General features: G+C 56.2%; 24 protein-coding genes (1 of these 24 only partly in view). 21 read left to right on the top strand and 3 right to left on the bottom strand.

The window, feature by feature from the left end; translation table 11 throughout:
* Nucleotides 1-145 precede the first annotated feature (145 nt).
* The gene (locus RGB73_RS27785; protein ID WP_310774579.1) at nucleotides 146-1,834 is read left to right on the top strand and encodes a hypothetical protein; all 1,689 of its coding nucleotides are present in this window, start codon (nucleotides 146-148) and stop codon (nucleotides 1,832-1,834) included.
* Nucleotides 1,835-2,036: 202 nt separating this feature from the next.
* Here the strand turns inward: RGB73_RS27785 and RGB73_RS27780 are convergent, their stop codons facing one another.
* Nucleotides 2,037-2,933 carry a flagellar hook assembly protein FlgD gene (locus tag RGB73_RS27780; protein ID WP_310766463.1) on the bottom strand — a complete coding sequence of 299 codons (897 nt, stop codon included), beginning with the start codon at nucleotides 2,931-2,933 and terminating at the stop codon, nucleotides 2,037-2,039.
* A 179-nt stretch (nucleotides 2,934-3,112) separates the two neighbouring features.
* Between RGB73_RS27780 and uvrB the strand changes: the two genes are divergently transcribed.
* The 4 genes from uvrB (at nucleotide 3,113) to RGB73_RS27760 (ending at nucleotide 9,095) form a co-directional block, all read left to right on the top strand.
* The gene (gene uvrB / locus RGB73_RS27775) at nucleotides 3,113-5,089 is read left to right on the top strand and encodes an excinuclease ABC subunit UvrB (protein ID WP_310766461.1); all 1,977 of its coding nucleotides are present in this window, start codon (nucleotides 3,113-3,115) and stop codon (nucleotides 5,087-5,089) included.
* 14 nt (nucleotides 5,090-5,103) lie between these two features.
* A complete protein-coding gene (gene uvrA / locus RGB73_RS27770) occupies nucleotides 5,104-7,971 on the top strand; it encodes an excinuclease ABC subunit UvrA (RefSeq protein ID WP_310766458.1) in 2,868 nt (955 codons plus the stop codon).
* A 79-nt stretch (nucleotides 7,972-8,050) separates the two neighbouring features.
* Nucleotides 8,051-8,698, top strand: a complete 648-nt coding sequence (locus RGB73_RS27765; protein WP_310766456.1) for an HD domain-containing protein — start codon at nucleotides 8,051-8,053, stop codon at nucleotides 8,696-8,698.
* A 34-nt stretch (nucleotides 8,699-8,732) separates the two neighbouring features.
* Nucleotides 8,733-9,095: a phage holin family protein gene (locus RGB73_RS27760; protein WP_310766453.1), complete on the top strand. Its 363-nt coding sequence runs from the start codon at nucleotides 8,733-8,735 to the stop codon at nucleotides 9,093-9,095.
* Between the two features lie 220 nt (nucleotides 9,096-9,315).
* On the opposite strand, the gene RGB73_RS27755 is transcribed toward RGB73_RS27760, so the two are convergent.
* Both RGB73_RS27755 and RGB73_RS27750 read right to left on the bottom strand, forming a co-directional pair.
* Nucleotides 9,316-9,915 carry an accessory gene regulator ArgB-like protein gene (locus RGB73_RS27755; RefSeq protein ID WP_310766451.1) on the bottom strand — a complete coding sequence of 200 codons (600 nt, stop codon included), beginning with the start codon at nucleotides 9,913-9,915 and terminating at the stop codon, nucleotides 9,316-9,318.
* Nucleotides 9,916-9,962: 47 nt separating this feature from the next.
* Entirely contained in the window at nucleotides 9,963-11,306 is a 1,344-nt protein-coding gene (locus RGB73_RS27750; RefSeq protein WP_310766449.1) for a sensor histidine kinase, read from the bottom strand.
* A gap of 236 nt (nucleotides 11,307-11,542) precedes the next feature.
* On the opposite strand from RGB73_RS27750, the gene hprK reads away from it, so the two are divergent.
* From hprK to RGB73_RS27670, 16 genes are all read left to right on the top strand, one after another.
* Nucleotides 11,543-12,478 carry an HPr(Ser) kinase/phosphatase gene (gene hprK, locus RGB73_RS27745; RefSeq protein ID WP_310766446.1) on the top strand — a complete coding sequence of 312 codons (936 nt, stop codon included), beginning with the start codon at nucleotides 11,543-11,545 and terminating at the stop codon, nucleotides 12,476-12,478.
* Between the two features lie 24 nt (nucleotides 12,479-12,502).
* The gene (locus RGB73_RS27740; RefSeq protein WP_310766443.1) at nucleotides 12,503-13,009 is read left to right on the top strand and encodes an acyltransferase; all 507 of its coding nucleotides are present in this window, start codon (nucleotides 12,503-12,505) and stop codon (nucleotides 13,007-13,009) included.
* 219 nt (nucleotides 13,010-13,228) lie between these two features.
* Nucleotides 13,229-14,404 (top strand): ATP phosphoribosyltransferase regulatory subunit, encoded by a 1,176-nt coding sequence (locus tag RGB73_RS27735; protein ID WP_310766441.1) that lies wholly within the window; start codon nucleotides 13,229-13,231, stop codon nucleotides 14,402-14,404.
* Between the two features lie 3 nt (nucleotides 14,405-14,407).
* A complete protein-coding gene (gene hisG, locus RGB73_RS27730; protein WP_310766438.1) occupies nucleotides 14,408-15,055 on the top strand; it encodes an ATP phosphoribosyltransferase in 648 nt (215 codons plus the stop codon).
* 27 nt (nucleotides 15,056-15,082) lie between these two features.
* Nucleotides 15,083-16,381: a histidinol dehydrogenase gene (hisD, locus tag RGB73_RS27725; protein ID WP_310766435.1), complete on the top strand. Its 1,299-nt coding sequence runs from the start codon at nucleotides 15,083-15,085 to the stop codon at nucleotides 16,379-16,381.
* Nucleotides 16,378-16,977, top strand: coding sequence for an imidazoleglycerol-phosphate dehydratase HisB (hisB, locus tag RGB73_RS27720; protein ID WP_310766433.1), 600 nt, complete (start codon nucleotides 16,378-16,380; stop codon nucleotides 16,975-16,977). The genes hisD and hisB overlap by 4 nt, the downstream gene beginning before the upstream one ends.
* A 1-nt stretch (nucleotide 16,978) precedes the next feature.
* Nucleotides 16,979-17,599 carry an imidazole glycerol phosphate synthase subunit HisH gene (gene hisH, locus RGB73_RS27715; RefSeq protein ID WP_310766430.1) on the top strand — a complete coding sequence of 207 codons (621 nt, stop codon included), beginning with the start codon at nucleotides 16,979-16,981 and terminating at the stop codon, nucleotides 17,597-17,599.
* A complete protein-coding gene (hisA, locus tag RGB73_RS27710; protein ID WP_310766428.1) occupies nucleotides 17,596-18,333 on the top strand; it encodes a 1-(5-phosphoribosyl)-5-[(5-phosphoribosylamino)methylideneamino]imidazole-4-carboxamide isomerase in 738 nt (245 codons plus the stop codon). Before hisH ends, hisA begins: the two co-directional genes overlap by 4 nt.
* 1 nt (nucleotide 18,334) lies before the next feature.
* Nucleotides 18,335-19,093: an imidazole glycerol phosphate synthase subunit HisF gene (gene hisF / locus RGB73_RS27705; protein WP_310766425.1), complete on the top strand. Its 759-nt coding sequence runs from the start codon at nucleotides 18,335-18,337 to the stop codon at nucleotides 19,091-19,093.
* Nucleotides 19,090-19,734, top strand: coding sequence for a bifunctional phosphoribosyl-AMP cyclohydrolase/phosphoribosyl-ATP diphosphatase HisIE (hisIE, locus tag RGB73_RS27700; RefSeq protein WP_310766424.1), 645 nt, complete (start codon nucleotides 19,090-19,092; stop codon nucleotides 19,732-19,734). Before hisF ends, hisIE begins: the two co-directional genes overlap by 4 nt.
* A 159-nt stretch (nucleotides 19,735-19,893) precedes the next feature.
* Entirely contained in the window at nucleotides 19,894-20,445 is a 552-nt protein-coding gene (locus tag RGB73_RS27695) for a GNAT family N-acetyltransferase (RefSeq protein ID WP_310766421.1), read from the top strand.
* 36 nt (nucleotides 20,446-20,481) lie between these two features.
* Complete coding sequence (locus RGB73_RS27690; RefSeq protein WP_310766418.1) at nucleotides 20,482-22,488, top strand: transporter substrate-binding domain-containing protein; 2,007 nt, start codon at nucleotides 20,482-20,484, stop codon at nucleotides 22,486-22,488.
* Nucleotides 22,463-23,830, top strand: a complete 1,368-nt coding sequence (locus RGB73_RS27685) for a sigma-54-dependent transcriptional regulator (protein WP_310766416.1) — start codon at nucleotides 22,463-22,465, stop codon at nucleotides 23,828-23,830. The genes RGB73_RS27690 and RGB73_RS27685 overlap by 26 nt, the downstream gene beginning before the upstream one ends.
* 180 nt (nucleotides 23,831-24,010) lie before the next feature.
* Nucleotides 24,011-25,012, top strand: a complete 1,002-nt coding sequence (locus RGB73_RS27680; protein ID WP_396136240.1) for a TAXI family TRAP transporter solute-binding subunit — start codon at nucleotides 24,011-24,013, stop codon at nucleotides 25,010-25,012.
* Between the two features lie 56 nt (nucleotides 25,013-25,068).
* Nucleotides 25,069-25,575 carry a DUF1850 domain-containing protein gene (locus RGB73_RS27675; RefSeq protein ID WP_310766411.1) on the top strand — a complete coding sequence of 169 codons (507 nt, stop codon included), beginning with the start codon at nucleotides 25,069-25,071 and terminating at the stop codon, nucleotides 25,573-25,575.
* Between the two features lie 7 nt (nucleotides 25,576-25,582).
* Nucleotides 25,583-26,230 carry the start of a TRAP transporter permease gene (locus tag RGB73_RS27670; RefSeq protein ID WP_310766408.1) on the top strand. Its footprint extends 1,320 nt past the window's final position, so 648 of the gene's 1,968 nt are visible here — the first part of the coding sequence; the start codon lies at nucleotides 25,583-25,585; the stop codon falls past the right edge of the window.

Here is a 26,230-nt window from a genome sequence, read left to right as displayed (position 1 = left end):
CGGGATGGCACGTGTCTCACTCCCTTTTGATGTTGGAAGTGAAGAAATTCTTTTTCAGAATGCCGGATGGATTCAGAAACAATTTGGCCGGCAGTGCGTCTCAACCTATGATGGAAAATTAGGGGAGTGAACAAACATCGTGGGAATGAAACGCAAACCTGTCTTGTGTGCGCTTGCGGGGGCGCTGGCCGCTGTGAGTCTGTACACCGCGCCGATCCCGGCCATGAACGGAGCAAGTGCCGCCAGCTATGACGAGGGGATGCTGGCGAGAGTCGTCGTGCCTGTGCCCGTGCAGGTAACGAAAGGCGTGCAGCAATTGGTCCGGGCGATCCCGGAGCTGTCCAATCGCTATGTCGTCTACGGCGGAGAAGTGGACGGACCGGGAGTCAGCGGTGTGAGTGTGACGTTTGCCCCATCTGCTGCCGAAGCGGAGACGGCCAAAGATCGGGCCGTTTTCGACGCAGCGACGGGCAATCTGCTTATCCTCGACCTGCAGCCCCAAACGGCGCAGAAGCCGGCGGAAATAACCGATCAACAGGCAAAAGCAAAGGCGTCGTCCTTTGTCGCGAGTCTGCTCCCGGTCGGCAACGCGTATCAGCCGAGAGAGGTGACGCGCGAACAAGGCCAGACGACTGTGCGGCTGGTCAGAAAGCTGAACAACATCGCGCTGGATGATGCATACGACGCTTTCGTCACGCTGGACGGGAAGGGCAGAATCATTGCGTTTCGCACGTTTGACGGCAGGCTTTACGAAAAAGTCAGCCAGACAGGGCTACCTTCGCCGCAGCGTGTCATCTCGGCAGGGCAGGCGATTGCCAAATATAAAGAAAGCCATCCCTTGGAGCTCATCTATCTGCTCCCCAGCCAATATGATGGGAACGGGTCGGTACAAGCGAAACTGACGTACGTCGTCAAGGACGGGATCATCAGGGCGCCGCATACGGGAAGCGCGCTTGATGCGTTTAGCGGAAAGCGGTTGGCCTCTTCACAACAAAAGCTGCAAGCCCAGAGTGTTTCGATAAACGGAACCGGTGAAAAGTGGATCGTCCAATCCGCGGATCAGGCAAAGGATGTCGTGAGGAAGCTGCTGCGGGTAGAGCCCAATACGCTGCCGCTCGGGACATTCACGGAGACCTACGAAAACGGACAGGAGCGACGCTTCTTCATCTGGGGGTACTTCGAAGAGGGGACGTCCGATCAAGACAAGCGCTATCAGATCGGTCAAATTCCTTCCGGAGTAAAGCCGGCGGAGCGTCTGCACGTACTGGTGGAGGCGGACGCCAAGACAGGCCAACTGCTCCGGCTTGTCATGAGCGACGGAGTGAACAGCCGTCTGAAGACTGACAAGAAAAGAGACTGGCAATCGGCAGAGGCGGTGCTCAAGCGTCTGCTCCCGACTGGATCGAGTCAAATGCGCATTCACGATGCAGGGGATGAGAATTTTACCCTCTACACAGCAGATCCGATGATCGATGGCATTCCCGTTTATCAGGAAGACCACACCGCCGAGCAAGGCATGTACACCATCCAGGTGGACTCCTCTACGGGAAAAGTGAAAGAGATCGTTGTCAATCGTCCGGCAGAAGTGATCGCACCGGCCAAAGCGAAGGCGCTGACGGAGCAGGCTGCCGTCGATCGCCTGCTGCAGGCGTATCCGCTGGAGCTGACCTACATTCATCAGACTGATCCACAGACGGGAGAAATCACCTGGAAGCTGGGCTACGACCTTTCTTTCCGGCAGTCAGAAGCCCATTGCTTCTGCGGCGGCGAGAGCAAGGTGGATCTCACTGTTCAGGTAGATGCTGTGACGGGAAAAGTCATCGCAAGCGAATAAGAGTCGGGACAACGGAAAAATCCGCGCTCCTCCATGGGGGAAAGCGCGGATTTTCATTTTACAGACAGGAATTTATAAAATTCCTATCCAGGATAAGGGCAACATAGCGAGACTTCGAACACAGTGAGATAGCAAGACTTGTGCCCTTTGGGTACCGAGGCTTCGCCAAAAGGCATGGCGTAGCCAGGTTTTCTAATGGCCGTTACGCCTTTGCCTCATATCCGGTGATTTGGTTCAGCGACACTTTCTTGCCATCCTCCAGGACGAACTCCACAAGACCGTTTTTCATGCTGACCGCCTGGATCACGCCGGTCTGGCTGGTGCCGGCGGTCGTGCCGTCCGCATTGGTCTGGGAGTCGTTGTACGTGACGGTAAAGCCGATCATCTGGGCGTATTGCAGCGAATTGCTCATCGCCTGGTTGTCCGGCTTGACGGTCATGCCCACGATCTGATCCAGCTTGACGGTAGAGCCGTTGTCCAGCTGGAACTGGGCGGTGCCGTCTTTCATGGTAAACCCTGTGATGACGGCGTTGCTGACATCGCCGACCGAAGAGTCGCTGGCAGGTGTCTTGTACGAAATTTGGTTGCCGATCATGTCCATATACTTGAGGCTGCTGTCCAGGGCATTTCCTGTCATGCCTTGCGATTCCAGTCCTTTTACATTCGCCAGCGGAATCGGATTGGGTTCATCGGCCATGCGGAAGTAGAGTTTGCTGTTGTCCATGAAGACGGACTGAATGATGCCTTTCTTGGTCACGGTCGTAGTCTCTCCCGTGATGTCATCGGTAGTTGTCAGTTCGTACTTCGCGGAACGTCCGACCAGCGCCTCGTATTTTTCCAGCGTCAGCATGCTGTTGTTGGACTGTTCCATCAGCGAGGCCATCTTGGTCATCTTTTCGACCATGGTCATCATGCTGGACTGCTGAATAAACTGGGAGTTATCCATCGGAGACATCGGATCCTGATTCTTCAGCTGCTCGAGGAGCAGCTTCATGAAGGCATCGTTGTCCAGTTCGGTGGAAAACTCCTTCTTGCCTTTGTAGCTGAGATAGGATGGTATATTCGAACGGTTGCTAACCTGTGTGTTGGCGTCAGACATGGTGCTCCTCCCTCATTGTACGGGTCTTATCCGTGCGGGCATGTACTTCCATTATCAGTATCGGAAAATGGGAGAGTGTGCTAAAGACAAACATTTGTTCGAATTTCGGCTTATTTTTGTACGGAATGTGTTATAATGGAAAATAGAAATCGTTAGGCAATGAGGAGATGAACGAGGGAATGGAGCGTTTTGAATTGGTATCGGAGTATCAGCCTTCCGGTGACCAGCCGACTGCCATCGCTGAACTGGTGGCTGGGATCCAGGCGGGCAAGCGGCACCAGACCCTCCTGGGAGCGACAGGTACGGGGAAGACGTTTACTGCCGCCCAGGTGATCGCGCAGGTAAACAAGCCGACTTTGGTCATGGCCCACAACAAGACGCTGGCGGCTCAGCTATGCGCGGAATTCAAGGAGTTTTTTCCGAACAATGCCGTGGAATACTTCGTCAGCTACTACGATTACTATCAACCAGAAGCATACATTCCCCAGTCGGATACGTTTATTGAAAAAGACTCCAGCATCAACGACGAGATCGACAAGCTGCGCCACTCGGCGACCAGCGCGCTGTTCGAGAGACGCGACGTCATCATCGTGGCATCTGTCTCGTGCATTTACGGCTTGGGTTCACCCGAGGAGTACCGGGAGCTGCTCCTGTCCCTACGCGTAGGCATGGAGAAAAGCCGGGACGAGATCCTGCACCGTCTGGTGGACATCCAGTACACGCGCAACGACATCAACTTCACCCGCGGTACTTTCCGTGTGCGCGGCGACGTGGTAGAGATCTTTCCGGCTTCGCAGAGCGAGCAGGCCATTCGCGTGGAGTTTTTCGGCGACGAAATCGAGCGGATCACTTCCATTGACGTGCTGACCGGAGAAATCCTGGGCCAGCGCGATCACGTCGCGATTTTCCCGGCTTCCCACTACGTGACGCGCGAGGAAAAAATGAAGCTGGCTGTCAAAAGCATCGAGGCGGAGCTGGAAGAGAGGCTGGCCGAGCTTCGCGGTGCAGGCAAGCTGCTGGAAGCGCAGAGGCTGGAGCAGCGCACCCGCTACGACATTGAAATGATGATGGAGATGGGCTTTTGCTCCGGGATCGAGAACTACTCCCGCCACTTGACCGGCTTGCCGGCAGGGCATCCGCCGTATACGCTGTTCGATTACTTTCCGGACGACTTCCTTCTCCTGATGGATGAGTCCCATATGACGCTGCCGCAGGTGCGGGCGATGTACAACGGCGACCGGGCACGCAAAGACGTTCTGGTGGAGCACGGATTCCGTCTGCCTTCTGCGAAGGACAACCGGCCGCTCACCTTTGCTGAGTTCGAGAAAAAAGTCAACCAAGCTATCTATATATCCGCGACGCCAGGTCAGTACGAGCTGGAGCACTGCCCGGAAGTGGTGCAGCAGGTCATTCGGCCGACCGGTCTGGTCGATCCGATCGTCACGGTGCGTCCGATCAAGGGACAGATTGACGACCTCATCGGCGAGATCCAGGCGACCATCGCGAAAGACGAACGCGTGCTGATCACGACCTTGACGAAGAAGATGGCGGAGGACTTGACCGACTACCTGAAGGAAGTGGGGATCAAGGTACGGTACCTCCACTCGGACATCAAGACGATCGAGCGCATGCAAATCCTGCGCTCCTTGCGTCTCGGCGAGTTTGACGTCCTGATCGGAATCAACCTGCTGCGGGAAGGTCTCGACCTTCCGGAAGTGTCGCTGGTAGCAATCCTCGACGCGGACAAGGAAGGCTTCCTGCGCAACGAGCGCTCAATGATCCAGACGATTGGACGGGCGGCGCGCAACGCCGAGGGCCGCGTCATCATGTACGCCGACAAGATGACCGATTCGATGAAAGCGGCCATCCAGGAGACGGAGCGGAGGCGTTCCATCCAGATGGCTTACAACGAAGCTCATGGAATCACGCCGCAAACGGTGAAGAAAGCGGTCCGCGATGTGATCGAGGCGACCAAGGTGGCGGAGGAAAAAGCCGATTACCTGCCGCATGAAGATTTCAAAAAGATGCCGAAGAAAGATCGCCTGGTAGTCATTGCACGAATGGAAGAAGAAATGAAAGAAGCGGCCCGCAATCTCTTGTTCGAACGTGCGGCGGAATTGCGCGATTTGATTCTGGAGCTGAAGGCCGAACTCTAAGGAGAGATTTTTTCATGCCTTTGGAACATATTGTGGTAAAGGGTGCCCGCGCCCATAACCTGAAAAATATCGACGTGGTGATTCCGAGGGACAAATTCGTGGTGCTCACGGGTTTGTCCGGCTCGGGAAAATCCTCCCTCGCCTTTGATACGATCTACGCAGAAGGGCAGCGCCGCTACGTCGAGTCCCTGTCCGCCTACGCCCGGCAGTTTCTCGGGCAAATGGACAAGCCGGACGTCGACTCCATCGAGGGGCTTTCTCCGGCCATTTCCATCGACCAGAAGACGACGAGCCGCAACCCTCGCTCCACAGTGGGGACCGTCACGGAAATTTACGATTACTTGCGGCTTCTGTACGCCCGCGTAGGTCGGGCGATCTGTCCGGAGCACGGGATCGAGATCCAGTCCCAGACGGTGGAGCAAATGGTCGACCGCCTAATGGAATATCCGGAGCGCACCCGCATGCAAATTCTCGCGCCGATGGTACAGGGGCGCAAGGGCGAGCACGTCAAGCTGTTGGAGGACATCCGCAAGCAAGGGTTTGTGCGCGTGCGCGTCAACGGAGAAATCCGCGACCTGTCTGAAGACATCAAGCTGGAGAAAAACAAGAAGCACAACATCGAAGTGGTCGTGGACCGCGTCGTCATCAAGCCGGAGGTGCAGCCCCGACTGGCCGACTCTTTGGAGACTGCGCTGCGCCTGGCCGACGGCAAAGTGATCGTCGATGTGATGGAGCAGGAGGAGCTGCTCTTCAGCGAGAAGCACGCCTGCCCGATCTGCGGCTTTTCCATCGGGGAGCTGGAGCCGCGGATCTTCTCCTTTAACAGTCCGTTTGGCGCCTGCCCTGAGTGCGACGGATTGGGCGTCAAGCTGGAGGTAGACCCGGATATGGTCGTGCCTGACGTGACCAAGACGCTGCACGACGGCGCGATCGGGGCTTGGGAGCCCAAGTCCTCCACGTATTATCAGCAGCTGCTGGAGTCCGCATGCCGCCATTTTGGGATCCGCATGGACGTTCCGTACGAAGAGCTTCCCGAGGATCAGCGGCAGATCTTGATGTACGGCAGCAACGGAGAAAAGATCGAGTTTCGCTACGAAAACGAGTTCGGCCAAGTGCGGGAAGCGGTCGTCCCCTTTGAAGGGGTCATTCCGAATCTGCAACGGCGCCATCTCGAAACAAGCTCGGAGTACATTCGTGAGCAAATCGAAGGATTCATGAGCCAGAAGCCGTGTCCGGTCTGCAAGGGCCATCGTCTGCGCCAGGAGAGCCTGGCCGTCAAGGTCGGCCAACGGAGCATTTCCGAGCTGACCAATCTGTCGATTCTGGACGCCCATCAATTTGTGGACGGATTGGAATTGACCGAGCGGGAAGAGAAGATCGCCAACCTGATCGTCAAGGAAATCAAGGCGCGTCTCAACTTTTTGATCGATGTCGGACTCGACTATCTGACGCTGAGCCGAGCTGCCGGGACCTTGTCCGGTGGAGAAGCGCAGCGGATTCGCCTGGCGACGCAGATCGGCTCCAGTCTGATGGGCGTCCTGTACATCTTGGACGAACCGAGCATCGGGCTGCATCAGCGGGACAACGCCCGCCTCATCCGCACGCTGGAGCATATGACCAAGCTGGGCAATACGCTCATTGTCGTGGAGCACGACGAAGACACCATGCTCGCATGCGACTACATTATCGACATCGGACCGGGAGCGGGAATCCACGGCGGCCAGGTCATCGCGGCCGGCACGCCGGAGGAAATCATGAAAGACCCCAAATCGCTCACGGGGGCGTACCTGAGCGGACGCAAGTTCATTCCGGTGCCGATGGAGCGCCGCAAGCCGAACGACAAATGGCTCAAGATCGAGGGCGCCAAGGAAAACAACTTGAAAAACGTGAACGCGAAGATACCGCTCGGGCTGTTTGTGGCGGTGACGGGCGTATCCGGTTCGGGGAAAAGTACCTTGATCAATGAAATCCTGCAAAAGACGCTGGCGCGCGATCTGAACGGCGCGAAGGTCAAGCCGGGCGAACACCGGCGCATCGTGGGCCTGGAGCATTTGGACAAGGTCGTCGACATCGACCAGTCCCCGATCGGGCGAACGCCGCGTTCCAATCCGGCCACGTACACCGGTGTGTTCGACGACATTCGCGACCTGTTCGCCTCTACCAACGAAGCCAAGGTGCGCGGCTACAAAAAGGGCCGGTTCAGCTTCAACGTCAAGGGCGGACGCTGCGAGGCGTGCAGCGGCGACGGGATCATCAAGATCGAAATGCACTTTTTGCCGGACGTTTACGTGCCGTGCGAAGTGTGCCATGGCAAGCGCTACAATCGGGAGACGCTCGATGTGAAATACAAAGGCAAGAGCATCGCCGACGTGCTGGACATGACGATCGAGGACGCGGTGGAGTTTTTCCGCAATCTGCCCAAAATCGAGCGCAAGCTGCAAACGATCGTCGACGTCGGACTGGGCTATATGAAGCTGGGCCAGCCGGCGACCACGCTGTCAGGCGGGGAAGCGCAGCGCGTCAAGCTGGCTTCCGAGCTGTACCGTCGCAGTACGGGGAGGACCTTGTACATTCTCGATGAGCCTACCACAGGTCTGCATACCGATGACATCGACCGCCTCCTCAAGGTGCTCCAGCGTTTGGTGGAAAGCGGCGAAACCGTTTTGGTGATCGAGCACAATCTGGACGTCATCAAGACGGTCGACTACATCATCGACCTGGGGCCGGAGGGCGGTACCCGTGGCGGCCAGATCATCGGCACCGGTTCGCCGGAAGAGGTGGCGGAGATGGAAGGCTCGTATACCGGGGAATACTTGAAGCCGATCCTGGAGCGCGATCGCGCGCGTACGGCGGCAAGAATGGAACAGCTCGTTTCCAAATAAGGATGAGTAAGGGATCACAGAAGGGCGTTCTCAGCGAAGGAGAGCGCCCCTCTTGCCGTAAAGGGAGAGTGGGTTGGAGATGGCAGAGGAGACGACAACGGACTATCTCGCAGCCGCCTTGGATCGATTGCCGGGGAGACTGGTCGAGGTGGCGAGAGAGCGTTTTGATGGGCAAGACCCTGCGCACGACTGGCAGCACAACCTTCGGGTGATGGCTATGTGCGAGCGAATCGGGCGAGCAGAAGGAGCAAGCATGGACGTCTTGGGCTTGGCCGCGCTGCTGCACGATATCGGCAGGGCAGAGGAAAGGCGAACGGGGGAGTGCCACGCAGAGATCAGTGCCAGAGCGTCCGGGGTGCTTCTGCGGGAGGTAGGCTGTGCAGACGACGTAATTGAATCGGTACAGCGTGCCATCCTCGCCCATCGCTTTCGCAAGGACCGTCCGCCTGTTACACTAGAGGAACAGATTTTATTCGATGCCGACAAGCTGGATTCCATCGGTGCCATCGGGGTTGCGCGCGCCTTTGCCTATTCCGGGGTATTGGGTCAGCCCATCCAATCCGACCAGCCCGGCCAGCATACGCCGCTCGCGGAATACGAGTGGAAGCTGCAGAGGATCCGGGAAAAGCTGTTTACGAAAACGGCCAGGCAGATTGCGGAGGAGCGGCATCGGTTCATGGCTCAGTTTTTTAAGCGTTGGAAAGAAGAAGTGGCGGGAATCCGCTAATCGGTGACCCGTGTGACGAGAAGGGAGGATAAGGATGATCCGGTGGATAATCAAATTGCTGTTGAATGCAGCGGCTTTGCTTCTGATCAGCAGCTGGTTTCAGTCCATTCAAGTATCCAGCTATGGCATCGCGGTATGGGCCGCCCTGATTCTGGGTATCGTCAACTCGCTGATTCGCCCGGTGCTGACGTTTTTCACACTGCCGCTGACCATTTTGACGTTGGGTCTGTTCTGGTTCGTCATCAATGCCATTACGTTTTCACTCACCGCCTTTTTCATACGCGGCTTCGAAGTCGGCCCATGGCCGGACAATATCGGGATCGTCATCGTAGCATCCGCCCTCATGAGCCTGTTTGGCTGGCTCATTGATTGGGCGATAAGGAAGACGCAAAAATAGCGGACATGAAAAAAGAAAACCCGCGGGGCTCGGAGACCGCGGGTTTTCGTATGGGCTGAAATCTATTTGCGATTCGGCTGCTTGTCTTTCTCGCGAAGATGAGGTGGGCGCGGTTCATATATGGCGCCGACTTTTAATACACCAGAAATGTTCAACGTGGAAATCAAAGCGAAGAACAAGGAAAAAGCCATTTTTAACTGCTTCACTGACAATCATCCTCTCAAAATGTTTTTTCCAATAGTGATACGAATCGAAAGGAAATCGGCATGAGAAGAACGGATTGCAATAGTACAGCTAATGTGAAAGTCATAGAGAGTGTATAGGTATATCCTACCAAAGCGATTGAGAGAACGCAACCTGCGAGAATCAGACATAGCACAATAAGTTTACTTCTTCGCTGGATTTGTGGATCTGTCGGCACATAGGTATGCTTTGCAGGCGCATGTCGAACGTTCACCCAAAAAGAGAACCCGTACCCTAGCAAGATTACCAGTTGGGCAAAGGGAGCCGGAAGTAACGGCAGGTGCTTCAGCACAACTCCGCCCGTCAGCATCAGGAGGAGGGTGGCGAGCAGGCATGTCCACGGGCTTCGCATGTGAACGCCGCCCGTGAACAGCCGGTGCAGGTAGAAGAGCGTAAATAATAGCATCACTTCTTTGAACATATGGAAGACTGCGGAGCAAATCACCAGTGCCAGGACATGAATGACGTTGAGAAGGAAGATCTCTACGCCGTGCGCGAGTTGACCCAGCGAGTGGGGGGCTCCTTCTATTTGGATCCGTTTGGCTATGTATAACGACACCTTTTCCGTCCAAGTCATACTACCCCTCCTCCTAGCACACGTGATGCCTGTCCAAAACGAAAACATTAACGGCTGAGAAAGGAAATGCGGAAACTGGTGATCCCATCTTCCGAGCGGACCTGAATTTTTCCGCCATAACGATCGGTGACCGTTCGGACGATTGCCAGCCCGAGCCCGCCATCTCCGTCCTTTTTCGTGGTGTATCCGGACTGAAAAATGCTGGAGAGCTTTTCCTGCGGGATGGTCGGACCGCTATTCTCGATCACCAGGTAATGCTCTCCCTCGCTCTGGCCCCATTCAAAACGGATAAAACGGTTTTCTTCCAACTCGTACGAAGTGGCTCGAATCGCGTTGTCAAACAGATTGCCCAGAACCTTGATCAAATCATAGGTCTTCAACTGAGAGAGCTGGCTGACGGTTCGGATGTTCATGGACAAATGAATGCGTTCCGCCAGGCAAACTTCCATTTTGGATTGTAGCAGCGCTGAGACTGCCGGGTTTTTGACGGTTTCCAGTTCTTGCGAGCTGGAGTCGACCGTTTTTTCTACGGTGACGGTCTCTTGCAAAAGCTGCCCTACGTATTCTTTCGCCAGGTCCACGTACCCTGTTTTTAAAAATCCGTTGATTGCCGTGTAATGGTTCAAGGCATCGTGCTTGATGGAACGAATTGCGGTGACCAGATCGTGGATGCTGTTTAAGTAGGGAGTTTCTGTCTCTTCTTCCACGCGATTGATCGTCAAATTTAAATAAATCCGAAAGAGGATGACAATGACAATAAAAAAAGCGAGAATCAGGAGCTGAAACAAGAGCTGGAACTTTGGCAAATAAAATGTAAGGAATTGTGAGTTGTTATCTTTTAGGAAGTAAGACGTATTTAAAAACAAGATTAAGAGAAACTCGACACTACCCACGAGCACCAGTAAAAATAGGTAGCGGTTGTAGCGGTTTTCCGGCAGCAGCCGATGGACATCAAACTTCGTGAACCGCAGAATTGCAGCGATAAACAGGAAGATGCCCAGGTAAATAGACCGGATGGTAACCGTCTGCATCGTCGTGGAAAGAATCTCTTCCCAATAAATGTGCTGAATATTATAGATCATGATGACAATGGATTCGTTGATGATCAGCGTGCAAATGGCTGCGATTCCGAGAAAGACCGTCTTAAGCAGATGGAATCGGTAGAGCAGAAAAACAGTCAGGGTGAAAAGCAAAAACATGAGCAAAATTTTTGGCTGATAGGAGACTTCCAAAAACGACAGGACTTCGCCGGCAATCGAATAAAGCAGACTGAAAATGAGCGCTTGCTTCTTTTTTTCGAATACCGAGTGGTTGAACATGGCAAGTCCGATCGTAAGCAGCAAGAAGGCTTCAGGTATGTCCACGAGTACAAAGCGAAGTAGAAAATCCAAGGTGTTGCCTCCCCTCAGTCCGAAATTCGGAGTGCAAATGATGTCAAATTTACTGTAACCCATGCGGCGTCTGAGACCAATACATTTTCTATCTTAAAAAATAACGCGAAAAATGTAAATGATACGACAATTATCCCGGTCTGGATTCGGACCTCGGTGGTTGTCGCCACTGTTGCCTATTCGATACAATAGGGGTACACAAAAGGGACGGAAATCCCAAGGTAGGGGGAACTCTCATGCGCAAGACCAATGTTAGTCATCTCGCCGAGCACTTCAACATGGCCATCCTCAGTGGCGAAGAAGGCTTGGGACGGGAAATTACCGTAACCGATCTCAGCAGACCCGGTTTGCAGCTTGCAGGCTATTATTCATACTACGCGGAAGAGCGGATCCAGCTCTTTGGGCTGACTGAAATCAACTTCTTTCAGACATTGAATCGAGAGAAGCGCCTGGAGAGAATGAACTTCCTCATGCAGGGGCAGACGCCTTGCTTTTGCGTGACTCGCAATCAGCCTGTTCCGGAAGAAATGATAGAAGTGTCGAATGCGCGCGGTGTGCCTGTCCTCCAATCTCCTCTCGCTACCACGACACTGGTAGGAAAAATGACGAACTTCCTGGAAAACCGCCTGGCCCCGACGACGACCATACACGGCGTCTTGACGGATATTTACGGTGTGGGCGTCCTGATCATGGGCTCCAGCGGGATCGGTAAGAGTGAGGCGGCGCTGGAGCTGGTCAAGCGCGGTCATCGGCTGGTGGCGGACGACGCCGTCGAAATTCGCCAGACACAAGCAGGGCAGCTGAGCGGAAGCGCGCCTGAGCTGATTCAGCACTTGCTGGAAATCCGCGGCGTAGGCATCATCAACGTCATGACGATGTTCGGAGCCGGAGCCGTACGCAATGTGAAAAATATCGAGATGGTCGTGCAGCTGGAGCTGTGGGAACCGCAAAAAATGTACGAGCGCCTCGGGCTGGATGAAGAGACGCTGAAGATCATGGATACCGATATTCCGATCATCACCGTACCTGTCCGTCCCGGCCGAAATCTGGCAGTCATCATCGAAGTAGCGGCGATGAACTTCCGTTTGAAACGGATGGGGTACAACGCAGCTGTTCACTTCTCCCGCAAGCAGTCGGATGCCATCCTCGAAGATGCCGATGCCGATTTGTAGAATCAGCAAGAAGGAGACCCTCTCATGAGAAATACGACGCGCTACTCCGTCCAAGGGGCGAACCCGCTGTGGCAAATGTATCGGACGGTGAGCTTTTGGAAGGTCATGAAAAACTTCCTCGTGATTCAGCTGGCGAGATATACGCCGTTTTTGTCCTGGAAAAACTGGCTGTACCGCACTTTCCTCCGAATGGAAGTAGGAGAGCACACGGCAGTGGCCCTGATGGTCATGATGGACACGATGTTCCCCGAGCTGATCAAAATCGGCCGCAACTGCGTCATCGGCTACAACACGACGATTCTCGCCCACGAATATCTGATCAAGGAGTACCGGCTCGGCGAAGTGCGCATCGAGGATGAAGTGTTGATCGGGGCCAACACTACCATCCTGCCGGGGGTGACGATTGGAAAAGGCGCCATTGTTGCCGCGGGAACGCTCGTGCACAAGGACGTGCCGCCGGGGGCGTTTGTCGGAGGAAATCCCATGCAGCTCATCCGCAGCGGGAATGCCTCGGGAGAAGAGCGGGAATAGCAACAAACAACGGAGAGAAGGTCATACTAGGGAGTGTCTGCTGCATTGGGCGGACACTCCTTTTTTGTTACTTTCAGGAAGGAAGGTAGACCAATATCGAATTTTTTGACTATTCTTATCTGTGTTGACCACAGGGAACGAACGTGGTACTCTTCTTCATAATACTTTAACTTGTTACCATATTAGCAGAGTAAAGCACATGAGATGGAGGGAAGTACGATGGCAAAGCCGTTGGGATTTGAAAAGCCGCTGGGGATGCGGGACATTTTGCCGGATTCATTGGCCAAACAACGGCATTTGGAGCGGGCGCTGCGCCAGTGCATCGAGCCGTGGGGATACGAAGAAATCTCTACGCCGTCACTGGAATACTACGACACGGTAGGGGCAGCCAGCGCGACGCTGACGGACCGGATGTTTCGTTTGCTGGACAAACAGGGACATACGGTGGTACTCCGACCAGACATGACAGCGCCGATCGCCCGCGTCGTCTCCTCTTTATATAAAGATGTACCGTTGCCCATCCGTTTGTTTTATCAGGCCAATGTGTTCCGGGCGCAGGAAAAGGAAGCGGGGCGGAACGCCGAGTTTTTCCAAACCGGAATTGAGCTGATCGGAGATGCGTCCGTCGATGCGGATGCCGAGGCGATCGCGCTGGCCGTCTTTTGCTTGCGGGCTGCAGGGGTGGAGACGTTCCGCATCGCCATCGGACATGTGGATTTTGTGGATGGCCTCCTGGATGAATGGATCGCTGACGAGTCGATCCGCAACCAGTTCCGACAGCATTTAGCGGAGCGGGACTTCGTCGGATTTCGCCAGCTGCTGTCTACTCTCGACCTCTCTCCCAGCGCCAAGGAACGTCTGGAAGCGCTGCTGCGGCTTCGCGGCGGCAAAGGGAAGATCGAGGAGGCACGGAAGCTCACGGAAAACGGGAAAGCGAGACGGGCAGTAGAAACCGTCGCGTCTCTGTGGGAATCGCTGGAGGCGTACGGCGTCACGGATGATTTGCTGCTCGACTTCAATTTGATCATCAATCTGAACTACTACACGGGCGTGGTTTTTGAAGGCTACGCCGCTGATCTGGGCTCACCGCTGCTCGGCGGGGGACGATACGATCACTTGCTGGCCCAGTTTGGCCGTCCGGCTCATGCGACGGGCTTTGCCATCAAGATGGACCGCCTGCTGCAGGTGACGCCGGCTGTGGAAACCGAACCTCGCAACCGGGTACTGCTATGCTACACGGAAGACAAGCGGACGGAGGCGCTGGCGGAGGCGCAATTGCTCCGGGAAGACGGACTGGTAGTCGTGACGCGGCTCGTGAACAATCAGGCGGAGGCAGATGCAGCCCAAGGGGCGGCGTACAGCAAAATCATCTGCTTGACGACACAGGAGGAATAGGACATGGCTTTTTCCGATCACTCGCAAAAATTGACGATCGCGATGCCGAAAGGGCGGATTTTTGAAGAGGCCGTCCACTTTTTGCAGCAGGCCGGCTTGCAGGTGACGGCAGAGCTGCAAGATTCCCGCAAGCTGGTGATCCCTGTGGAGAACGCCCGGCTGGAATTCATCCTGGCAAAACCGACTGATGTGCCCACCTACGTGGAATACGGCGTGGCCGATGTGGGTGTGGTAGGAAAGGACGTCTTGCTGGAGGAAGAGCGGGATGTTTACGAGCTTTTGGACCTGCAGATCGGGTACTGCCGGATGATGGTGGCCGGGATGCCGGACTGGAAGCCGACAGACGCGCCGCGGGTGGCGACCAAATACCCGAAGATCGCCTCCCGTTACTTCCGCGAGCAAGGTCAGCAGGTGGAGGTCATCAAGCTGAACGGTTCTGTGGAGCTGGCGCCGATGATTGGACTTGCGGACCGCATTGTCGATATCGTATCGACGGGGCGGACATTGAAGGAAAACGGGCTGGTGGAGCTCGAGCACATTTGCGAGATCACGACGCGGCTGATTGCCAATCGCGCAAGCTACCGGATGAAAAGCGAAGCAGTGGATGACATCGCGGGCAAGTTCCTCGAAGTCATTCCGAAACGAGCATAGAGAAAAAGTGGAGAGGTGACGCAAGCGATGCGCATCATGTCAGCCAGTCAGTTCGATGGAAAGCGGTCGGTGGACGCCGGCACGAGAGAGCAGCAGGAAACAGTCAGAGCCGTCCTTGCCGAGGTGCGGGCGCGGGGAGACGAGGCGCTGCGGGAATATACGGAGCGATTCGATCGCGTGCGCCTGGAGCGGTTTCTGGTAACCGAAGAAGAGTTTGCGGAGGCAAGCGCGCAGGTATCGCCGGAAGTGAAGGCGGCTCTGGAGGAAGCGGCAGAGAACATTCGTGATTTCCACAGCCGTCAAGTGCGCCAGTCCTGGTTTACGACGAAGGAGAGCGGGACGCTGCTCGGGCAGATCGTGCGGCCGCTCAGACGCGCGGGCTTGTACGTGCCGGGCGGAACCGCCGCCTATCCCTCCAGCGTCCTGATGAACGCCATTCCTGCCAAAATCGCCGGAGTGCCCGAAGTCGTCATCACGACTCCGCCCGGACGGGATGGCAAAGTCAATCCGGCCATTCTCGTGGCGGCGCAGATCGCCGGCGTGAAGGAAGTGTACAAGGTAGGCGGAGCGCAGGCGATTGCGGCCCTTACCTACGGGACGGAGCAAATCAAGGCGGTTGACAAGATCGTGGGCCCGGGCAATATCTACGTCGCTTTGGCCAAGCGGGAAGTATTCGGCCTGGTGAGCATCGATATGGTGGCGGGACCGAGCGAGATCGCCGTCCTGGCCGACGAGACCGCCAATCCGCGCTACATAGCGGCGGACCTGCTGTCACAGGCGGAGCACGACCCGATGTCGGCGGCCGTCCTCGTGACTACGTCGCGAAAGGTAGCGGAAGAAGTGGCAGGCGAGGTCGAGCGCCAGCTGGCTGACTTGCCGCGCCGCGAAATTGCAGAGGCGGCCGTGCGCAATTTCGGAGCGATCCTGCTGGTCGACGATCTGGAAGAGGGCTTCGCCGCCATTAACCGGATCGCGCCGGAGCACCTGGAAATCATGATTGCGGATCCCCTCGAGCACTTGGGAAAAGTGGAGAATGCCGGGGCCATCTTCCTCGGGCCGTACAGCTCGGAGCCGGTCGGCGATTACTTCGCGGGGACGAACCACGTCATTCCGACCAACGGGACGGCTCGTTTCTCCTCGCCGCTCTCGGTCGACGACTTCATCAAAAAATCGAGCGTCGTCTCCTACTCCAAGCGCGACTTGCGGGAGAACGGACATAAAATCGTAGCGCTGGCCGAGCAGGAAGGGCTGGCGGCACACGGACGGGCGATTGCCGAACGTCTGCGGGACTTTGATAGCGAAGAGCAGGAGCGTGAAAACGGATGAGTGAGCTGCAAAAGCGCGAAGCCAGAATCGAACGCAACACCAATGAGACCCAGATTGCCCTTTCCTTTGGAATCGACGGCGCGGGGGAGAGCAAGCAGGACTCCGGCGTTCCATTTCTCGATCACATGCTGGACCTGTTTACGCGGCATGGACACTTTGATCTGAACGTCAAAGCGAAGGGCGACATCGAAATCGACTACCATCACACGGTGGAGGACATCGGCATTTGCCTGGGGCATGCGCTGCGTGAGGCGCTGGGCGACAAAAAGGGCATCAAGCGCTACGGCAACGCCTTCGTCCCGATGGATGACGCGCTGGCGCAGGTCGTGATCGACATCAGCAACCGGCCGCATCTGGAGTACCGGGCGGTTTACCCTTCCAACGTCGTCGGGCAATTCCCTACGGAGCTCGTCCATGAGTTCCTCTGGAAGTTCGCCCTGGAAGCGCGGATCAACCTGCACGTAATCCTGCACTATGGGCACAATACCCATCATATGATTGAAGCGATCTTCAAGGCGCTGGGCCGCGCGCTGGACGAAGCGACGACGATCGACCCGAGAGTCAAAGGGGTCCCGTCTACCAAAGGGGTTTTGTGACATGATCGGCATTATCGACTACGGCATGGGGAATTTGTTCAGCTTGAGCAAGGCGCTGGAGCGTCTGGGCTATTCCTATGATTTCGTCTCCCAGCCGGAGCGTCTGGATGAATGCAGCGGACTGATTCTCCCCGGCGTGGGAGCGTTTGGAGATGCTGTCGCGAATATTCGGGAGCTGGGGCTGGAACAGGCCATTCACGACTATGCAGCTTCCGGACGTCCGATCCTCGGCATTTGCCTCGGCATGCAGCTGTTGTTCGGGAAAAGCGAAGAGCATGGCGAGCACATCGGGCTTGGGCTCCTGAATGGAGAAGCGGTTCGTTTTGCCGGTGGAGAGTACAAGATTCCCCACATGGGCTGGAACCAGCTCACCCTTGCGCAAAGCCACTGGCTGCTCGACGGCGTACAGACCGGCGACTACGTCTATTTCGTGCACTCGTACCATGTGCGGGTAGGAAGCCCGGACATCTTGCTGGCAACGAGCGACTATCACCAGGATGTGACGGCCATCGTCGGACGGGAGAACGTATACGGCATGCAGTTCCACCCGGAGAAGAGCGGAGAGACGGGGATGCGTCTGCTGCAAAATTTCGCGGTACAGTGCGAGGGGGTATTGGCATGAGCTTTCTCATTTATCCGGCCATTGACATACGCGGGGGAAAATGCGTTCGGCTGTTCCAGGGGGATTACGAGCAGGAGACGGTGTATGCCGACTCTCCGGTGGAAATGGCGAAGCGGTGGGTCGCGCAAGGCGCTTCCTGGGTGCATCTGGTCGATTTGGACGGGGCGAAGGAAGGCAAGCCTGCCAATGCCGAGCTGATCAAGGAAATCGCCCGCAGCATCCCGGTCCCCGTGCAGGTGGGCGGTGGTATCCGGACCGAGGAGCAGATCGCGGATTACCTGCAAGCGGGGGTAGCGAGGGTCATCGTCGGGACGGCGGCCATCGAAGACGAGCCGTTTACCCGTCGCATTCTCGAGACGTACGGGGACAAAATCGCGATTGGACTCGATTGCAGAAGCGGCATGGTCGCTACGCGCGGCTGGCTGAACACGACGGATGTATCCGCCACGGAGCTGGCTAAACGGCTGGTGTCGTACGGAGCGGAGACCTTCATTTACACCGACATCGCAAGGGACGGCACGCTGACCGGCCCCAATGTGGAGGAAATTACGGCCTTGGCGATTGCCACAGGCAAGTCGGTCATCGCATCCGGCGGAGTCAGCAGCCTCGACGATCTGCTTGCGCTGTCCGCTCATGAAAAGGACGGAGTCTCCGGTGCCATCGTCGGAAAGGCCCTGTATACAGAGGCGTTCTCCTTGGATGAGGCGCTGAATCGCATGGGGGAGCGTGTGTGAAATGCTGGCAAAACGAATCATTCCCTGCCTGGACGTAAAAGACGGACGGGTCGTAAAAGGCGTACAGTTCGTCGGGCTGCGCGATGCGGGAGACCCGGTGGAGCTCGCCAAAAAATACAGCGAGCAGCGGGCGGACGAGCTGGTATTTCTCGACATTTCCGCTTCGCATGAGGGCCGCAAGACGATGGTGGACGTGATTGAACGCACCGCTGCCAACATCACGATCCCGTTTACGGTCGGCGGCGGAATCAACAGCGTCGATGACATGAGGCGCATATTGCGGGCCGGAGCCGATAAGATCTCGTTGAATACAGCGGCCGTGCTGAGGCCGGAGCTGATCGGCGAAGGGGCGACTGTTTTCGGATCGCAATGTATCGTCGTCGCGATCGATGCCCGCAACGTGGGTGGGGATCGTTGGGAAGTGTACACCCACGGCGGACGCAATGCTACGGGAAGAGACGTCGTGGCATGGGCCCAGGAAGCCGAGGCATTGGGCGCGGGGGAAATCCTGCTGACGAGCATGGACGACGACGGCGAGAAGAAGGGCTTTGGCATCGAGCTGACCAGACGGGTATCCGAGTCGGTAGGCATTCCGGTGATTGCCTCCGGCGGCGCGGGAGCCCGGGAGCATTTTTACGATGTGCTGACAGAAGGAAAAGCGGACGCGGCTTTGGCGGCATCCATTTTCCATTATGAGGAGACCTCGATCCAAGCGGTGAAAGAGTATCTCCAGACCAAAGGAGTTGTAGTGCGGCCATGACAGCAGAGACCCTGTGGGAACAATTGAAATTTGACGAAAATGGCCTCATTCCCGCCATTGTGCAGGATGCCGTCAGCAAGGAAGTGCTGACGCTCGCGTACATGAACAAGGAATCGCTGCAAAAATCGCTGGAGACGAAGGAGACGTGGTTCTGGAGCCGTTCGCGTGCGGAGCTGTGGCATAAAGGCGCTACTTCCGGAAATACACAGCGAATCGTGTCCATCCGCCCGGACTGCGACAGTGACGCCCTGGTCGTGCAGGTGGTACCAAACGGTCCGGCCTGCCACACGGGTGCTTACAGCTGCTTTGCCGGGGAGCTGGTGGAGGGAGCAGCGGAGACTGCCGGTTCATCGGAGGCCGATCGCTTTGCCATTCTCGGAGAGCTCGAGCAGTTGATTGCCGCCAGGGAAGCAGAGCGCCCCGAAGGCTCCTACACGACGTACCTCTTTGAAAAAGGCGTCGACAAAATTTTGAAAAAGGTGGGCGAGGAAGCCGCTGAGGTCATCATCGCCGCGAAAAACCGCAGCCACGAGGAACTGCGCTACGAAGCGTCGGACCTGATTTTCCACCTGCTGGTGCTCTTGCGGGAACAAAAGCTGCCGCTGGACCAGGTCTTGGCTGAGCTCCAAAGCCGCCGCTGACCGCTTTGCGTGCGAAGGCCGCTCTCTTTACCAGAGAGTGGCTTTTTTGTTATGATTAGGGCATCTTGCTTTCGAGGAGCGTGGTGACCATGGTGAAAAGAAAGAGATGCATTCGACGCGACGCATATGCTCATTCTCTATCGAAAGGAAGAAGTCTGCATGTATACAGGAAAGTTGGTCGAACTGCGGCCGGTTAGCAGAGAAGATATGGAAAGACAGTACGTTTGGCGGAACGATGAAGAGGCAGTCACATGGGCTGCGGGTTCATCGGCGGCGTCCTACGGCAATGTCTCGCTGGATACGTTGTACGCTGCGTATGATGAGAATATTCAGCCAAAAGCTTCGGAAAAACGATCGCATTTTTCGGTTTATACACGTGAAGGCGTTCATATCGGCAGCTGCTCTTATCGCGATGTCAATCCGATTACGCGCACTGCCACCATCGGCATCGCTATCATGGATAAGAATTACTGGAGCAAAGGGTACGGAACCGATACGCTTCAGGTCTTGCTCCGATTTCTGTTTCTCAAGCTGAATCTGAACCGGGTGCAGTTGGATACGTGGAGCGGCAATACGCGCGCGATCCGCGCTTATGAAAAATGCGGCTTCGTCTTGGAAGGGCGTCTGCGTCAGAACGAGTACGTGGATGGCCAATATTACGATACGATCGTGATGGGGCTCTTACGGGAAGAGTTTCTTGGCAAAGCGTAAAAACCTTCGTCCCCTGCCGCCGCGGGGGGCTTTTCTATGCGAGGATCAGTTTGGGGCAGCGGTGAGCTGGCCAGTTCGGACAAGGGGGGAAGAGTGGACATGGGTATGCGGAAAAGATCGTGGATATGGCTAGTCATCTGCAGCTGCTTGCTTTGCTCGTTTCCCGTCGCTGCGCAAGCCGAACAAAAAGTCGTGCGCGTTGCTTTAGACAAAGCGCTGCCCCCTTTTTCGTCCGTGGATGAACACGGAGAAATATCCGGCTTCAACATCGAGCTGATCCAAGCCATCGCCAGCCACAACAACTGGGAGCTGGAGTATGTACCGCTCGACTGGGAGGAGGCAGTGGATGCCCTCCGAAACGGGGAAGTTGATGTGCTCCTCGGCATGAAATACACGAGCCGGTACGATGAGCTGTTCGACTTCAGCGAATCGTTTTTTACCATGTCGGAGGTGCTTCTCGTCCCTGCCACCGATCGCGGCATCTATACACTCAATCAATTGTCGGAGAAAGTGGTGGCTGTCCAGCGGGGGCATTCGAGCATGGATCTGTTGGAAAGTGTCAGAAGAGTCAAAATGATCGTCTCCTTCAGCCAGCAGGAGGCGCTGTCGAATCTCCTTCGCGGAAGGGCAGACGCGTTTATCGGCAATCGCTGGACGGCTGAGTACCTGCTGCGAAAAGAAAACCGCTGGGATGATTTTACGATGCGATCCGGCCTGATCAATCCGACCGACTACGCTTTCGCGGTCCGAGACGGGCATGGGGAGCTGATCGGGGCCCTCAATGAAGGGTTGAATCAGCTGTATCGCGACGGGACGTACACCCGGCTGTACAGCAAATTTTTCGAGCCGTACTCCCCTCATCTCACGGACTGGTGGCGCAAGGTCGTAGCGGGACTGCTCATCGTCTTGGCAGTGGGGATTATTTCCCTCGCCACCTTTTACACGTGGAATAAGCGGCTGCAGGCAGAGGTCAGAAGGCAGACGGGAGCTTTGGCGGATGTCCTGGCCTTCCAGCGGAAAGTTCTGGACCACACGGAGAGCTCGATCCTTTCCCTCGACGTCCATGGGCATATCACGCTGGTCAACCAGGTCGCGGTGCGGATGCTGTCGCTGCGGGGCGATCCCATCGGCAGGCATATCGCCTCCGTCTTGCCGCAGCTGCCGTGGGAAGCGGCTGCGGCGGACGGACGCAGGCAGTACGAGGATGAGTTTTACTGGGACCGGGACGCGCAGCAAGTGTACCACTTTTACATGGCGCCGTTTTCCAATGCGGCACAGGAGCATGTCGGGTGGATCGTCACCTTGCAGGATCGGACCGAACAAAAACGGATGCAAGCGCGGCTGGTCGACCAGGAGAAATTGCGTGCGCTCGGACAGCTGGTGGCGGGGATCGCTCATGAGCTGCGCAATCCGTTAACAGCCATCAAGACTTTCGTCGAGCTGCTGCCGAAAAAGATAGACGACCCGCGTTTTCGCACAGAGATGCTCCGGTACATGCCCGAGGAAATGGAGCGGATGAACCGGATTCTCGAGGATTTGCTGGATTATTCCCGCACCAGACCTCTCCAGATGCAGCACACCCGGGTGAAAGAGCTCGTCGATTCCGTTCTTGGCCTATTTGCCAGACGATTGGAAACCGAGCAAATCGCGGTGCGGGTGAATGTGCCGGAACAGCTGACGATTGCAGTGGATAGAGCCAGGCTCAAGCAAGTGTTGATCAACCTGGTCTTAAACGCGCTGGAAGCGATGGGAGCCAGCAGGGAAAAACGGCTGATCATCCAGGCGGGTGCGGATGCCAAAGGAGTGTGGCTGGCGGTTTCGGACACGGGTGAAGGCATCTTGCCGGAGCAGCTGGACAAGCTGTTTGAGCCGTTTTATACGAACAAAGCCCAAGGGATCGGCCTCGGCCTGTACGTCAGCCAAAAGATTATGCGGGAGCACGGGGCTCGCCTGGAAGTGAGCAGCGTCGAGCGGTCGGGCACGACTTTTACCTTGAGGTTTGAACAGGAGGCCAGCGATGAAGCACTTGTTGATTGTCGATGATGAACCCTCGATTTGCGTATCGCTCTCGTTTGCGCTTGAAGACGACTACGTGGTTTGGACAGCGACGGATGCCCATGCGGCGTTGGAAATGGTTCAGGCAGAGCGAATCGATTGCGTGCTGCTGGACCAAAGCCTGGGACAGACGAGCGGGCTCGCGTTGTTGCCCCGGCTCAAGGCTGTCCGGCCCGAGCTGACCGTCATCATGATGACAGCCTACGGAACGATCGAATCGTCGGTGGAGGCGATCAAAGCCGGAGCGTACCATTACTTGACCAAGCCTCTGCACGTCGATGAGGTCAAGCTGCTGCTGGCGAAGGCGCTGGAATTTCAAGCCTTGCACAAACAGGTGCGAGTGCTCAGCGAAGCCGTCAAACAGCAGCAGTCGTACGCCGGAATCATCGGGAAGAGCCCTGTCATGGGAAGACTGTTCGCACTGATCGAAAAAGTGAAGGATATACCGTCCAGCATCCTGATCACGGGGGAAAGCGGGACAGGCAAAGAACTGGTGGCGAGGGCCATCCACTTCGAAGGCAATCGCGCTGCGGCTCCCTTTTCCGTGATCAACTGCGCGGCGATCCCCGAGCCTCTGCTGGAAAGCGAGCTGTTCGGGCACGAAAAGGGGGCGTTTACCGGCGCTTATCAAAGCAAGAAGGGGTTGTTCGAGCGCTCCCACGGCGGCACGGTTTTTCTCGACGAGATCGGAGAATTGCCGCTCTCGTTGCAAGCAAAGCTGCTGCGGGTCATTCAGGACAGAGTCGTGACTCCGCTGGGCAGCTATGAGCCAAAAGAGGTCGATATCCGCATCATCGCGGCGACCAACCGGCAATTGGAGGAGGAGGTGGCCCGAGGAGCCTTTCGGGAAGATCTCTTTTACCGCCTCAATGTCATCCCGATTCGCACGCCGTCGCTGCGGGAGCGGATGGAGGACGTGGCGGTTCTGATCGACTACTTTTTGCAGAGATGCACGCTGAGCATGGGGAAGCGGGAGAAAGCCTTTACTCCCGAGGCCAAAAAACGGCTGTACGCTTATTCGTACCCCGGGAATGTCAGGGAACTGTCCAATATCGTCGAGTACGCGGTTGCGCTGTCCCAAGGGGAGCTGATTACGGTAGAAGACCTGCCGCCTGCCCTGACCGGAAGCAAGCGAGAGGGACAAGAACGTCCGCTTGAGCCGGACGGCGTGACGATCCCGGGCGGCATTACCTTGGAAGAAGCGGAACGGAGGATCATCCTGCATGCGTTGGAGAGAAACGGGGGGCATCGCAAGAAAACGGCCGATCAGCTGGGGATCAGCGAACGGGGACTGCGGCAAAAGCTGAAGCAGTATTTGGAAACGGAATAAAAGGGAACCGGCAAAAATTTCCTCACGGAAGGGGATTTTTTTGCCGGATTTTTATTGGCGGGTGCCGACATGACGGGTAGCTTCCTCCACTTCGGAATTGGCACAGAAGTTGCATTTTCAGCAAATGTTGTAAGCGGTTTCAGAAACATAAAGGGGGAATGAAAGGTGTTGAAAAGAAAGATGCTGACGGTCCTGTCATCTGTATTGCTCGTATTGACCGTTTCGGCTTGTGGTGGCGGGGCTGCAACAGCGCCGGGAGCTGCGCCGCAAGGAGGGGAAGCGACGTCGGGCGGAGGAGCCGAGCAAAAATTTTTGACGATCGCCACTGGAGGAAGCTCCGGGCCTTACTACACGCTTGGCGGCGCGATGGCCAAAATCTACAAGGACAAGCTGGGCTACAACGCATCCGTGCAATCGACGGGAGCCTCTGTGGAAAATATCAACCTGATCAAGGCGAAGAAAGCGGATGTGGCATTTGTCATGTCGGACGTGACGACGTTTGCCTACGCCGGCCAGGAAAATTTCAAGGAGGGCGGGGCTATCAAGGATTTGCGGGCCATGGCGGGTCTGTACTTGAACTACGTGCAGATCGTGACGCTCAAGGATCGGAATATCAAGTCCGTCGCCGATCTGAAAGGCAAGCGCGTCGGCGTGGGAGCGCCGAACTCCGGAGTGGAAGTCAATGCGCGCATGGTGCTGGCCGGTCACGGCATCACGTACGACGACATCAAAGCGGACTACCTCTCGTATGCGGAGGCCATTGAACAGCTCAAAAACAACACGATAGACGCCGCCTTTGTCACTTCGGGTCTGCCCAACTCCACCGTCATTGACCTTAGTACAACCAAAGACGTCGAGATCGTGCCGATCAAAAAAGAAGATGTGGACAAAATGGCGCAGCAGTACCCGTTCTTCGTCTCGGCGGAAATACCGGCTGGCCTGTATAAAAACGACCAGCCGATCCAGACGGCCGCGATTCGCAACATTTTGCTGGTGAGGAGCGACCTGTCCGACGATCAGGTCTACAAGCTGACCAAGACGTTTTTCGACGAAATGCCTGCGCTGAAGGCAGCGCACAACGCAGCCAATGAAATCGATGTGAAGGAAGCGGGGAAAAATCTCGTCGTTCCGCTTCATCCAGGTGCAGAAAAATACTACAAGGAAGTCGGCGCCTTGAACTAGGCTGGCTTTCAAGGGGCGGACGATTCGAGGGGACAGGCAGGAGGTGAGGGTACATCATGAAAAAATGGCTGGCTCGTATATTCCTCCTGCTGATCGTGGGGCTCATCCTGGCAGGGCCCCATCCTTATTTGCAGCTACGCGACTTTCAGCGTCAGGCTGTGATCGGCGTAGTGCCGCTGCGTCTTCAGGACACGTTTACGGTCGGGTGGGTTCACTCCGTGGAATTGACGCCATGGCGCGAAACGTATCGGTTGTCCGGCCTGTCGCAAATGGAACTGTCCGAGACCTCCTTCCGCTCGTTCGGGGCAGGTGTCCCGGCCGACTTTCCCGATCGGAAAGCTGTGCGTGTGACTGTTCAAAATGGCTGGATTACCGTCTCCGGATTGAATGAGCGTCGAGATACCGTCTTGTACCTGATCACGCGCGACGATTACACGCTGACGGTGGGGAATGCCAGTTGGAAGCTGTCTGAAGTTTTGCCGCTGGGTACCTCGCTGGAGCTGTCCGTCAGTTGGTACCCTTGGTGGTACCTGTATATACACGGATTGGAAGAGAGGAAGTGATGAGTGAATGAACGCGCACGATCAACTGCCGAATGAAGAAGAGATCCGCAGCAATGAAAGCAAGGCGCAGGCCATCCTGCAGGAGTACGACAAGGAAGCGGGATACCGCGTTTTTACGAAGAAATGGCCGACTGTTCTGGTTTCGGCTATTGCGGTCGCTTTCGCCCTGTACCACATGTACGCTGCCTATGCGGTTCCGCTCGTGACCTTAAAGCATCGTTCCCTGCATGTCGCAATCGTCCTCTGCCTGATCTTTATCCTTTATCCTGGCTGGAAAAAGGCGTCGCGCAAAACGCTGTCCTTGCTGGATGGTGTATTGGCCGTCCTGTCATTAGGCACCGCAGGTTACATTTTCATCTATTACCTGGACATTGTGAATCGGGGCGGGATCCCGTCGATGCTGGATGTCGTGTTTGCGACGATTACGTGCATACTCGTGCTGGAAGCGTCGCGTCGCGTAGCCGGCTGGGAGCTGACGGCGATGGCAGCCATATTTGTCGTGTACGCATACGTGGGCCCGTACTTGCCCGGTGACTTCGGACACCGGGGGTACACGCTGAGCGACATTGCAAACTACATGTACGTCACCACCGAAGGAATTTTTGGCGACGCAACTGCGGTTTCCGCCTCGTTTATTATCCTGTTCATTATTTTT

The organism is Brevibacillus brevis, from assembly GCF_031583145.1.
Taxonomy (GTDB): domain Bacteria; phylum Bacillota; class Bacilli; order Brevibacillales; family Brevibacillaceae; genus Brevibacillus; species Brevibacillus brevis_E.
Note: the sequence above shows the minus strand (reverse complement) of the source record. Positions and strands in the feature narration are given on the sequence as shown.

Bases quoted from the DNA above. Each gene is read 5' to 3' on its own strand.
- RGB73_RS27785 (WP_310774579.1), top strand. From the start codon at position 146: ATGAAACGCAAACCTGTCTTGTGTGCGCTTGCGGGGGCGCTGGCCGCT.
- RGB73_RS27780 (WP_310766463.1), bottom strand. From the start codon at position 2,933: ATGTCTGACGCCAACACACAGGTTAGCAACCGTTCGAATATACCATCC.
- uvrB (WP_310766461.1), top strand. From the start codon at position 3,113: ATGGAGCGTTTTGAATTGGTATCGGAGTATCAGCCTTCCGGTGACCAG.
- uvrA (WP_310766458.1), top strand. From the start codon at position 5,104: ATGCCTTTGGAACATATTGTGGTAAAGGGTGCCCGCGCCCATAACCTG.
- RGB73_RS27765 (WP_310766456.1), top strand. From the start codon at position 8,051: ATGGCAGAGGAGACGACAACGGACTATCTCGCAGCCGCCTTGGATCGA.
- RGB73_RS27760 (WP_310766453.1), top strand. From the start codon at position 8,733: ATGATCCGGTGGATAATCAAATTGCTGTTGAATGCAGCGGCTTTGCTT.
- RGB73_RS27755 (WP_310766451.1), bottom strand. From the start codon at position 9,915: ATGACTTGGACGGAAAAGGTGTCGTTATACATAGCCAAACGGATCCAA.
- hprK (WP_310766446.1), top strand. From the start codon at position 11,543: ATGCGCAAGACCAATGTTAGTCATCTCGCCGAGCACTTCAACATGGCC.
- RGB73_RS27740 (WP_310766443.1), top strand. From the start codon at position 12,503: ATGAGAAATACGACGCGCTACTCCGTCCAAGGGGCGAACCCGCTGTGG.
- RGB73_RS27735 (WP_310766441.1), top strand. From the start codon at position 13,229: ATGGCAAAGCCGTTGGGATTTGAAAAGCCGCTGGGGATGCGGGACATT.
- hisG (WP_310766438.1), top strand. From the start codon at position 14,408: ATGGCTTTTTCCGATCACTCGCAAAAATTGACGATCGCGATGCCGAAA.
- hisD (WP_310766435.1), top strand. From the start codon at position 15,083: ATGCGCATCATGTCAGCCAGTCAGTTCGATGGAAAGCGGTCGGTGGAC.
- hisB (WP_310766433.1), top strand. From the start codon at position 16,378: ATGAGTGAGCTGCAAAAGCGCGAAGCCAGAATCGAACGCAACACCAAT.
- hisH (WP_310766430.1), top strand. From the start codon at position 16,979: ATGATCGGCATTATCGACTACGGCATGGGGAATTTGTTCAGCTTGAGC.
- hisA (WP_310766428.1), top strand. From the start codon at position 17,596: ATGAGCTTTCTCATTTATCCGGCCATTGACATACGCGGGGGAAAATGC.
- hisF (WP_310766425.1), top strand. From the start codon at position 18,335: ATGCTGGCAAAACGAATCATTCCCTGCCTGGACGTAAAAGACGGACGG.
- hisIE (WP_310766424.1), top strand. From the start codon at position 19,090: ATGACAGCAGAGACCCTGTGGGAACAATTGAAATTTGACGAAAATGGC.
- RGB73_RS27695 (WP_310766421.1), top strand. From the start codon at position 19,894: ATGTATACAGGAAAGTTGGTCGAACTGCGGCCGGTTAGCAGAGAAGAT.
- RGB73_RS27690 (WP_310766418.1), top strand. From the start codon at position 20,482: ATGCGAGGATCAGTTTGGGGCAGCGGTGAGCTGGCCAGTTCGGACAAG.
- RGB73_RS27685 (WP_310766416.1), top strand. From the start codon at position 22,463: ATGAAGCACTTGTTGATTGTCGATGATGAACCCTCGATTTGCGTATCG.
- RGB73_RS27680 (WP_396136240.1), top strand. From the start codon at position 24,011: ATGCTGACGGTCCTGTCATCTGTATTGCTCGTATTGACCGTTTCGGCT.
- RGB73_RS27675 (WP_310766411.1), top strand. From the start codon at position 25,069: ATGAAAAAATGGCTGGCTCGTATATTCCTCCTGCTGATCGTGGGGCTC.